Source organism: Paraburkholderia sp. J63 (genome assembly GCF_905220245.1).
Classification (GTDB): domain Bacteria; phylum Pseudomonadota; class Gammaproteobacteria; order Burkholderiales; family Burkholderiaceae; genus Paraburkholderia.
In genome coordinates this window covers 99,491-110,420 of record NZ_CAJMZF010000024.1, presented here as the reverse complement: position 1 = coordinate 110,420, position 10,930 = coordinate 99,491, and the positions used below count along the sequence as shown (strand labels likewise).

Sequence of the window (10,930 nt, the reverse complement as noted above, 5' to 3'; positions counted from 1 at the left end):
CTTTATTCTGATCTACGGCAGCGCCCCACCCAGTTCAACGTGCATTCACACTTCCACCGGTAAATGGTGCTTGGGAAAGGCTAATTCGCTGGATATGCTAAAGGCATAAAGATATTTCGATTGTGTGCTATCGCACATTAGTGTTGCCGGTTAGAAAGGATCACTACATAGTTTTCGTACGGTACAAGCGTCACTGAAAAGCCCAGATATCTGGGGGGTGCTTACGCGGGTCAAATGAATGAGGACAACCATGCCTGCGACGATAATATCGTCTCAGTCCTTACCAGTGACACCCTGCCAGAAAGCCAGGATCGAACTGATCTGGTATCAGGACGCTGAAAAATCGCTTGAGTTGGACCTTTGCAGGCAACCCCTCTCCAGGTGTGGCAGACATTCGTGCAAGCAACGTAATGCTTCCGATAGCACCCAGCCTGCCCTTGGAAGTGGCAAACCCCTTCTATGTACAACCGCTGATGGTACCCAAGGGCGGCTCCGTCAACCTCGGAGCAGTATGTGGAGGATCAGTCAGCTATCAGGTCACCGCAAACAATGTGAGCGACTACTTATCAGCTGCTGTCACCGCCGCGAACACGTACCTGCAGGCCGAAAAATCCAACTCAAAATAGTGTCGTCTGTAGAAATGTGACGGGGGTTGCACGCTCTCGAAACCTTCGTTCAGGCGCAATGGAGTATCACCGTACTGGCAAGCCCAGCCACGTGTCGAGACGGCGATTGCTGGGCAGGCCCCGCACTGCGCTGGCATTCATGGTTCGCGTACTGGGTAGCCACGGCCCGAGTGAAGCAACGCACTCTGTGTCGCCCTGCGGCGAAACCATGCCATCGCCAGCGCAGCAGTCGTAAGGCCCGCCCTCCTGCGGGGGTTGATGGGACCAGCCAACAACTTTGCGACTAAACAGGTCCAGCACGACAGCAAGATACAGTCGGCCCTCATCGGCACAGACGTATGTGATGTCTGAGCCAAACATGCGATTCGGCAAGGCCGGCCCGAATTTCCGACTCAGCAGGTTCGGTGCGACCGGCAGTATGTATCCGAGGTCCATCGTGACGAGAAAACGGCGTTTTTTGGCGCTTCCAGATAAGTGCCTAGGTTCCAGATTGGCATAGTTCGATCTGTACAGCAAATCGCTTCCGTGTCGTGATATTCGCTTTCTATGTGCGATGACGCACGCAGCGGTTCCAGTTTCCCGCTAGTGAGACCGATGGCCTGTGGTTGTGAGGGCCACAAAACCGACTGCAAAGTGCTATTTTTCTCACTACATCCCCATGCATTCGGTTCAATCGAACTCGCGACATATAGAAGTTTCCACCGTGCTTTTAGATTGATGTAGGACTCGAACTGCGACACCGAACGGAGGCATCATCATGACCAAACCAGCCGCTGAGATTTCGAGGCTAGTAGAAGTAAACTTGGTGACTGACGGGCACGACCTCGAAGCACATATGCCCCTTCTGCGACGGGTAGATGCGGTACGAAGGAAAAGTGCCGCACTAAGAACGGATGGACTCGAGGCGCTATTTCGCTTGACAAACAATTTGGAATTGACTGAAGCAAGCTCCGTTGAAGGAAAAAATTCGGACGCTGCTGACGGCAAATCGAACTCAAATTCGTCGTCGGCGACAGGTCCAACTGAAAGCAATGCTGGTGCCGACGACACGCGAAAGGTATCGACCACACCTGGAATGGTCAATATCAGTGATCGAGGCCACGACCTCCAAGCATTCTATAAACAACTTCGTGTGAAATGGCAATATTCCGGACAAAAGCCCACGGCGAGAGAACACATCTGGACAGATATCGTCGCGGCGCAACAGGATTTCTCTCTTGAAAAAATAGTAACGTCCGACTATCCCATTCTCGCCGCTGCAGAGGCAATGAGAGCGTTCGCCTGCGTTGGAACACTGGCCGGAAGTAACCAGATGATGGAGGCCTGGTATCTAATTGTCAGAGAGTTATTCACCGCCACAAAGCCTGATTGGATTATAGGCGGCGCGCGCGCCGGAGATGGTGGCTGGGTAACCGCATATTCGACAGCTCAGTGCGTTCAGGCGATTTGCGATCTCGCAGAGGTACTCGAACGTACCGCTGATTTGATGGTCTCCATGCATCGCTTCAAAGAGCAACTCATATATCGAAAAACGGACGACGATAACGAAGAAATCGATGGGGCGATTCCTGAAAGGTGGATAGAAATCGACAAGATGCGTATCTTGATTGATCTAAAAATAACAATTAATTCAATGTCGCACAGCACGCTACTGGAGCCACCCACCATAGGTGACGATACGAACCCGGTAGATTATGTGTGCAATGATTTCATACATGCCGTGGGCCAAATGCTATTCGGGCTTCGAGACGCTTTCAAGAAGGCGCGAGATTCCATAAAAAATTTTAGAGATCAAGAAGAGGAGAAAGCTGAGCAGGAAAAGAACGGCGATCAGAGCAAGTTGAGAAAACGAGGTGACTCGGATGCGAATCCTTATAGCCGCAAGCTCGACGGATCGAAAACGGGACATGCGATAGCCGGCGGCGCGATAACTATCGGAGTAGAAAATACCCGGGACGCGCTCAAGGTACTATTCGGTTCCGTCATTCCCGATGATTCAAGATCGCTGGAATATAGCCCAGAAGAGGATTGGATTCTGAAGATCGCTGATTCCTTACGCGGTTCGGCCCGGGGCGTGAGGGGTGGGGCGGAGACCTGTCATCGGTATCTATCGTCAGTCATCGACCGGCAAATTCTCGCCAGCGAGCCAACGGACAATCGTTCATGGGAACCTGACGAACTTTCATTCGCGCTGTCGGCATATATACGCAGTAGTAATGCAGAGATGGTCAGGGTGGAGCTAGACAGATTGCGATTCGGTACAAAGCTCATCTGCAAGGATCTATCGTTGGATGGAACGATATCCAATCGGATTCCCTTTCATCAAGTTGAGAGCAGTCAATACTATACGAATACGGAGGAACTGCTAGGCGCCGTCTCAGATGTAGTTCGTCTAACCGGGTATCCAATCGACGAACATGTTTCGTCAAGCATTTACCACTACTTCGATCGACAATGTAAGCGAAATGTGCGCTTGGAGGCGAAAACAGATGAGGGAACTGTCGCCGGCTGGTTTCCCGAGTTCGATCATTTCAGAGACAAGGTGGATCTCAAAGCCACGATTGATGCCGTCGAAAGCCTAGGCGATTTCAACCGTATGCTTGACGAAGGTATAAACGCGACCATTCTTGATCACTTTAACGTAAAACAACCCAATCCGACTGGTTTGACGCTAGATCGGTTGTTCTACCCCGATTACGGTTTTGGAAAGATTTCAAGCACGGAAACAGATAGTAGCCCACGAATCCGGCGCGATTCAGTTGCATTAACCATGCAGAGAATGCGTGCACATGTACTCCGTGTCTATGAAAAGAGGCTGCACTCGCTCGTTCTTCATGGCCCGGGCGGTACCGGTAAGACGACACTCATCGAAGCTTTGGCGAATACATGCAGGGTGCCGCTTGTAGAAGTGACGCCGAGTGATATCGTTGAACGAGGCGAAGCTGATATCGAAAGACGCGCGCGCACGGTATTCGAAGCTCTGTCGATGCTCTCGCAAGTAGTCATCCTATTTGACGAGTTTGATCCAGTTCTTAAGCGGCGAGATTCCGATGGAACAAGTGGTACGAACATTTATACATTTCTCACTCCGGGTATGCTGCCAAAATTGAAGGCGTTGAATGAGAGCGCTAAAGGTCGCCGCGTGGCATACGCTCTGATGACGAATCTGATAGGTTCGCTCGACGCGCCTGCCATCCGAAAAGGTCGATTCGATGAAGCTGTAGGTATTTACCCACCCGACCCACTTTCAAGGGCTGGCTACATGGCTCGAACCTGTATCAGATATGCAGAAACCAAATCCGATCCGGCATGGAGTCTCAAGAATTTCAACCGAGAGGCGTTTATTGATGTCGTGAAAGATACCGCTGGCGTCGGCATGACGTCTATTACTGCAAAGGGCCACTTCAGGCAAAACGACGACTCTGAATTAAAACACGAGCCGATTGGATATATCTTTGGCCTTTCTCGTGGGAAACCGAGCTTTGACGAGCCTAAGGAGTTATTCACGAAAAAACTCGGCGAAGGTCCTTTTGCAGATCGAGAAGCCTTGGAATGGGATTGGTTAACCAAGTGGGAGGCAGCATGTGCATCCATTGACACTAAAACGGACGAATATTGGAGCGAATGGATTGCTTGTCTGTCTCGATAAATAATCCATCAGGCGCCGCTCAAAAAGCGGGCATCGTGTCGGGCGTCGTCGAAGAGACCGACCAATATGATAGATCGTCGATATTGGCGAAAATGCCGAAGTAGCAGCAAAGACGGCGATCTGCCACCCGGCTCGGCTGGTCGGGTGGCAGATGTATGTCGGAAACAGTCGCTCTGCCAACGCGAACTCGAAGGGCAGTAATGGGTCGACGAACGAAATCGCTCGCGCGGTAGGGGGCTCCGGCCCTCGGCGGACGACCGGTGAGTAGCAGGACGCGGGCAAATCAGTTTTGACCCACGAATGTCCGCAAAGGCAGAGCCGCAGCCCTCGGAAAGCGCACGTGGACGACCGGACCAGTCAATTAACCGCCGTTGAACCCCAGACAGCGCGACCGGCGGTTTCGGGTCGTCCAGCGCCATTCACCCCATCAAACTCCCCCCGCGATCGACAAAATCTGACCTACCCGCACGCTGCCCCACACACCACCCAACCCCAACCCCCACCCCTCACCAGCTTCCCTACTTCGCCAGATCAAAAATCTCAACCGTCGATTGAAGAATGAGCGATTGTTCGCTCAGCGACTGTCCGGCCGCAGCGGCTTGCTCCACCAGCGCCGCATTCTGTTGCACATCGGCATCCATCGCGCCAAGCGCGTCGTTGATGCGCTGCAGGCTGCTGTTCTGCGCTGCCGATGCGTCGGTAATGCTCAGTATCAGGGCGTCGACGCGTTCGACCGACTGCACGATCGATTGGGTTGCTTCCCCCACCTGCTCGACACGCGTGCGCCCCTCGTCGGCCTGTGACGCCGCGTGAGCAATCAGCCCGGCGATCTCCCGTGCGGCCGATGCCGTGCGCTGGGACAGCACTCGAACCTCCCCCGCGACGACGGCGAAACCTCGTCCAAGCTCGCCGGCGCGTGCCGCCTCGATCGCGGCATTGATCGCCAGGATGTTGGTCTGCGCAGCAATACTGTTAATGAGGCTGGAAATCTCGGCGATTTTCGCCGAGCTGTCGGCAGCAGAGCGGATCGTGGCGACCGCATCGGCCATCTGCTTGCCCCCCTGACGCACCAGGCTGGCCGTCTCGCTCGAGATTTGCCGCGCGTCGTGGCCCAGAGCGGTGTTGGTCGCGACGGCATCGGTCAGCGCTCGCATCTCGGCCGCCGTCGACTGCAGCGCGAAAGCGGTTTTCTCCGTGCGTTGCGACAGGTCATCATTGCCCGTTGCCACCTGCGCAGTAGCGGAGGCCAGCTCGCGCGTGCCGCGATCGATGTTGGAGACGATCTGCACCAGGCTCGCCCGCGTCATGTTGAGCACACGCACCAACGGAACGAATACGCCGTTGACATGCCAATCGAACCGCGCCAGCAGGTCTCCGGAGGCAATCCGGTACAGGTAGTTCGTTACGTGCGTCAGCGGGGCAACGAACTTGCGCTCAATCGAGCGTCCATGCAGCACCATCACGATAAGCGCACAGACGAACGCACTCCATGCGAACGCCACTTGCGCTGCGGATGCCGGCTCGCCCGATGCATGCCCGCCGAGCCACGGCGCGATGCCGGGAGTGAGCGCGGCCAGCGCCGCAGCAAAACAGGCGGCAATCGAATACAGTGCCGCCCATCGTCTGGCACGCCCGAGCGTGCCGACGAACCTGCGTCCGCCGCGTGCCAGCGCACCTTTCCTGGCAAGACGTCCTTCCTTGATGAAATACCTGTCGCCGGCTGTCCCGTTCAACGTGTCGAACATGCGCCGGGTCTGCTCGATCATCTCCGCGGGCGCGCAGGTACGGATCGAAGTAAAGCCGATCAATTTGCCGTTCAGCCAGCGCGGGGCGATGCTCGTGATCGTCCACAGGCGCCGGCCGTCGCGGCAAAGGTTGACCGCTACGCCCTCCCAACGCTTTCCGGCATCGATCGTCTGACGCACATCCATGAACGCGGCGCGGGGGCTTTCCGGGGGAACGAGCTTCGCATAGGGCTGCCCGATCAGATCCGCGACCTCATACCCGAGCACACGGGCGAGCGAATCGGCAACATAGGTCACATTCCCCTTCAGGTCCGTGCGCGAGATAAGAATCTCGTCCGCGCCGATTGTCAGGGCAGCAGAGGTATCACTCATTTATTGACGTTCCTTCACGCATTTGTCCCAGGCGGCGCGTGCCATCCGACTTTGGCCACATCGCACAACAGCGTTCCATATTTGGAACTAGTGTCCATAGGGAGAATACCCGGAATTAACGGCAAAAGCTGGAAGAGTTTGAGGTCAGGGTATCCCCGGAGATTCGTACGCAAACGCTCGAATCTCGATAGCGCTTGCTCGTAAGGCAGACATTGGCCGTCAGTGCACTTCAGCATTATTGAATGCCATTCATAAGTCCTGGCGCATTTCGCCATCTAGTCGCACGCGTCCACCACCCGCAGAATGTTCTCCTTCAATCCATTGGCACGGAAAAAGGAGAAACACATGTCCGAAAAACCCACCGCTGCACGCGAGTCGTTCGGCAACGTGGCGCCGAAGCTGGCCGAACTAAGCGACGAAGTGCTATTCGGCGACATCTGGGAGCGTCCTCAACTGTCGAAGCGGGACCGCAGTCTCGTGACCTGTGCTGCGCTGATCGCACTCGGCAAGACCGAGCAGATGAATTTCCACATTCCGCGCGCCATCGCGAACGGCGTCACGCCGGACGAACTCGTCGAGCTCACTACGCACCTCGCGTTCTACGCGGGCTGGCCCAACGCCATGTCAACCGTATCGAAGCTCAAGGAGCTCGGTGTGGCCGCGAATAACGGCGCATAAAAAAAGCGCCGCAGGCATTCAGCCTGCGGCGCTTCACATAGCACTGCGACGGGAACCTGCACCAGGCCCCCGCCAGGCCCAACGTCAAACTTACATCTGCACGGTATCGGCCACTTCCTTGAAGTCCGCGATCTGGTCGAAGTTCATGTACTGGTAAATCTTGTCGCCATTGGCGTTCAGCACGCCCATGTCGGCCATGTACTCGTCCTTGCTCGGGATCTTGCCCAGGCGCGAGCAGATCGCCGCCAGTTCCGCCGAGCCAAGGTACACGTTGGTGTTCTTGCCCAGACGGTTCGGGAAGTTACGCGTCGAAGTCGACATGACCGTCGCGCCTTCGCGCACCTGAGCCTGGTTGCCCATGCACAGCGAGCAGCCCGGCATTTCGGTACGCGCGCCAGCCGTGCCGAACACGCCGTAGTGGCCTTCCTCGGTCAGTTGCTTCTGGTCCATCTTGGTCGGCGGCGCGACCCACAGCTTGACCGGAATGTCGCGCTTGCCTTCGAGCAGCTTCGAAGCCGCACGGAAGTGACCGATGTTGGTCATGCACGAACCGATGAACACTTCGTCGATCTTCGCACCGGCCACGTCGGAGAGCGTCTTCACGTCGTCCGGGTCGTTCGGGCAGGCCACGATCGGCTCGTGAACGTCGGCGAGGTCGATCTCGATCACGGCGGCGTATTCGGCGTCGGCATCCGGTTGCAGCAGTTGCGGGTCGGCGAGCCACTGCTGCATCGCTTCGATGCGGCGCTGCAGGCTGCGCGGGTCCTGGTAGCCCTGGGCGATCATCCACTTCAGCAGCGTGACGTTGCTGTTGAGGTATTCGATGATCGGTTCCTTGTTCAGGTGCACCGTGCAACCGGCGGCCGAGCGCTCAGCCGATGCATCGGAGAGTTCGAACGCTTGCTCGACCTTCAGGTCGGGCAGGCCTTCGATTTCGAGCACGCGGCCCGAGAAGATGTTCTTCTTGCCTTGCTTGGCGACCGTGAGCAGGCCTTGCTTGATCGCGTAGAGCGGGATCGCGTTGACGAGATCGCGCAGGGTCACGCCCGGCTGCATCTTGCCCTTGAAGCGCACGAGCACCGATTCCGGCATGTCGAGCGGCATCGTGCCGGTGGCGGCCGCGAAGGCCACGAGGCCCGAACCGGCCGGGAAGCTGATGCCGATCGGGAAGCGCGTGTGCGAGTCGCCGCCGGTGCCCACGGTGTCGGGCAGCAGCATGCGGTTCAGCCACGAGTGGATCACGCCGTCGCCGGGGCGCAGCGCGATGCCGCCGCGCGTGCTGATGAAGTTCGGCAGCGTCTGGTGCGTCTTCACGTCCACGGGCTTCGGATAGGCGGCGGTGTGGCAGAACGACTGCATGACGAGGTCGGCCGAGAAGCCGAGGCATGCCAGGTCCTTCAGTTCGTCGCGCGTCATCGGGCCCGTGGTGTCCTGCGAGCCGACCGAGGTCATGCGCGGTTCGCAGTACGTGCCGGGGCGCACGCCCTGCTGTTTCCCGTTCACTTCGGGCAGGCCGCAGGCGCGGCCGACCATCTTCTGGGCGAGCGAGAAGCCACGGCCGCTGTCGGCGGGCTGCTGCGGCAGGCGGAACAGCGTCGACGGGGCGAGGCCCAGCGCTTCACGCGCCTTGGCGGTCAGGCCGCGGCCGACGATCAGCGGAATGCGGCCGCCGGCGCGCACTTCGTCGAACAGCACGTCGGACTTGACCTGGAACTCGGCGATCACTTCGCCGTTTTTGATGGCCTTGCCTTCGTAGGGGCGCAGTTCGACCACGTCGCCCATTTCCATCTTCGAGACGTCGAGTTCGATCGGCAGGGCGCCTGCGTCTTCCATCGTGTTGTAGAAGATCGGGGCGATCTTGCCGCCCAGGCACACGCCGCCAAAGCGCTTGTTCGGGATGAAGGGGATGTCTTCGCCCGTGAACCACAGCACCGAGTTGGTGGCCGACTTGCGCGAGGAGCCGGTGCCGACCACGTCGCCCACGTAGGCGACCAGGTGGCCCTTTTCCTTCAGCGATTCGATGAACTTGACCGGGCCGCGCTTGCCGTCTTCTTCCGGGGTGATGCCGGGGCGCGCGTTCTTGAGCATCGCGAGCGCGTGCAGGGGGATGTCCGGGCGCGTGGTGGCGTCCGGGGCCGGCGAGAGGTCGTCGGTATTGGTTTCGCCCGTCACCTTGAACACGGTGATGGTCAGGCTTTGCGGCACTTCCGGACGGCTCGTGAACCATTCGGCGTCGGCCCAGCTTTGCAGCACGGCACGGGCATTGGCGTTGCCCTTGTCGGCCAGTTCCTTGACGTCGTGGAACTGGTCGAACATCAGCAGGGTTTTCTTGAGCGCGTCGGCGGCCACGGTGCCCACTGCGGCGTCCGAAAGCAGCTCGATCAGCGGGGCGATGTTGTAGCCGCCCAGCATCGTGCCGAGCAGTTCGGTGGCGCGCTCGCGCGAGATCAGCGGGCAGACGGTCTCGCCCTTGGCGACGGCGGCGAGAAAGCCGGCCTTCACGCGGGCGGCTTCGTCCACGCCGGCGGGCACGCGGTTGGTGATCAGGTCGAGCAGGGTTTGCTCTTCGCCTGCGGGCGGGTTCGCCAGCAGTTCAACCAGTTCGGCGGTCTGCTGGGCCGTCAGCGGCAGGGAGGGAATGCCGAGCGCGGCGCGCGCGGCTACATGAGCACGAAAATTTTCAAGCATGGGGGACCTGCTGATTTTGCGTTTCAGGGGGAAGGCTTTTCGGGCGCTCCGAGGCTGCTCCGGGCACTGCTTTGAGCGCGATTTTAATTGCAATGCCCTCCAACGTCAAATGTCTTATGTCTTATATAAGAGTTGGGAGGGCGCGGCGGGGCCCGGCGAGACCGGCCGCTCACTAGATCAACAGCTCCAGCGTTTCGAACAGGGCAAGGTCTTCTTGCTTCGCCGAACGCGCGTGCCGCCTGATCACCTGAAACAGGCATTCGATGAAGGCAACCGCCGCGCGGCTCAGCGTGCTGTTGCGGCGCGTGACGATGCTCAGTTGTCGGGGTTCGAACGCCTCGCGCAGGGCGAGCGGCCGCAGCCGGCCGCCGAAGGGCGGCACGTGGCTCAGGATCGTCGGGCTCCACGTGCACATGTTGGCGTGCTCGACCATGGTCTGCAGCGTCGCCACCGACTGCGCGCGCACGATGCGGCGTTCGTCGATCTGCGCGCCGTGGCGCGTGAAAAGATAGTCGACGAGATCGTTCAAACCGTCCGGCGCGAAATTCAGCACCCAGTCTTCGTCGAGCAGCTCGTGGATCGAGCGTGCCCGCGCCTTGCGGTGGCCTTCGCGCACCATCACCGAAGATTCGTAAGTGAGCACGGGCTCGCAGGCGAACTCCTGCGCGCTCGCGCCGGGCTGCAACTGGCCGACGGCAAAGTCCATGCTGCCTTCGCGCAACAGCGGCGTGGCCACGGCCATCAAGCCGTCGAACAGTTCGAGGCGAATCTCGGGCATGCGCTTGCGAAACAGTTGCACGGTCTCGGCGAGGAAGGTCAGCGTGATCCACGGCGTGACGCCGACCATGAGGCTGCCTTCCACGCGGCCCCTCAAGCGCTCCAGATCGCTGTGCGCGTGTTCGAGCTGGTTGAGCACGAGGCGCGCGTGCGTGAGCAGCACCTTGCCGTGCTCCGTAAAGGTGATGCCTTCGGGCGCGCGGATCAGGAGCGGCAGGCGCTCGCTCGCCTCCAGTTCGCGCAGGGCGCGCGTGACCGCGGCCTGGGATAGCCCGAGCGCGCGGGCCGCGCCGCGGATGCTGCCGGCGTCCGCGCTGGCGACGAGCGCTTCGAGTTGATGCAGTTTCATGGGCGCAGAGGCGCCGCGGCTGGCGCGGGAGAAAGGGGTAGCAACA

5 protein-coding genes and 1 pseudogene are annotated in these 10,930 nt (G+C 58.9%); 2 read left to right on the top strand and 4 right to left on the bottom strand.

Annotated features, from left to right (window positions below):
* Nucleotides 1-753: 753 nt before the first annotated feature.
* Nucleotides 754-1,082: pseudogene (locus U5775_RS24140) on the bottom strand (DDE-type integrase/transposase/recombinase); the annotation flags it as partial.
* A gap of 301 nt (nt 1,083-1,383) precedes the next feature.
* Here U5775_RS24140 and U5775_RS24135 point away from each other — a divergent pair.
* Nucleotides 1,384-4,275, top strand: a complete 2,892-nt coding sequence (locus tag U5775_RS24135) for an ATP-binding protein (RefSeq protein ID WP_322060617.1) — start codon at nt 1,384-1,386, stop codon at nt 4,273-4,275.
* A gap of 518 nt (nt 4,276-4,793) precedes the next feature.
* Here U5775_RS24135 and U5775_RS24130 read toward each other — a convergent pair.
* A complete protein-coding gene (locus tag U5775_RS24130; protein WP_322060616.1) occupies nt 4,794-6,392 on the bottom strand; it encodes a methyl-accepting chemotaxis protein in 1,599 nt (532 codons plus the stop codon).
* 345 nt (nt 6,393-6,737) lie between these two features.
* Here U5775_RS24130 and U5775_RS24125 point away from each other — a divergent pair, with 345 nt between their 5' ends.
* Nucleotides 6,738-7,070, top strand: a complete 333-nt coding sequence (locus tag U5775_RS24125) for a carboxymuconolactone decarboxylase family protein (RefSeq protein WP_322060615.1) — start codon at nt 6,738-6,740, stop codon at nt 7,068-7,070.
* Between the two features lie 90 nt (nt 7,071-7,160).
* Here the strand turns inward: U5775_RS24125 and acnB are convergent, their stop codons facing one another.
* Nucleotides 7,161-9,758, bottom strand: a complete 2,598-nt coding sequence (gene acnB / locus U5775_RS24120) for a bifunctional aconitate hydratase 2/2-methylisocitrate dehydratase (RefSeq protein WP_322060614.1) — start codon at nt 9,756-9,758, stop codon at nt 7,161-7,163.
* Nucleotides 9,759-9,930: 172 nt separating this feature from the next.
* On the bottom strand, nt 9,931-10,884 hold the full coding sequence (locus U5775_RS24115; protein WP_322060613.1) for a LysR substrate-binding domain-containing protein: 954 nt from the start codon (nt 10,882-10,884) through the stop codon (nt 9,931-9,933).
* Between the last annotated feature and the right edge of the window lie 46 nt (nt 10,885-10,930).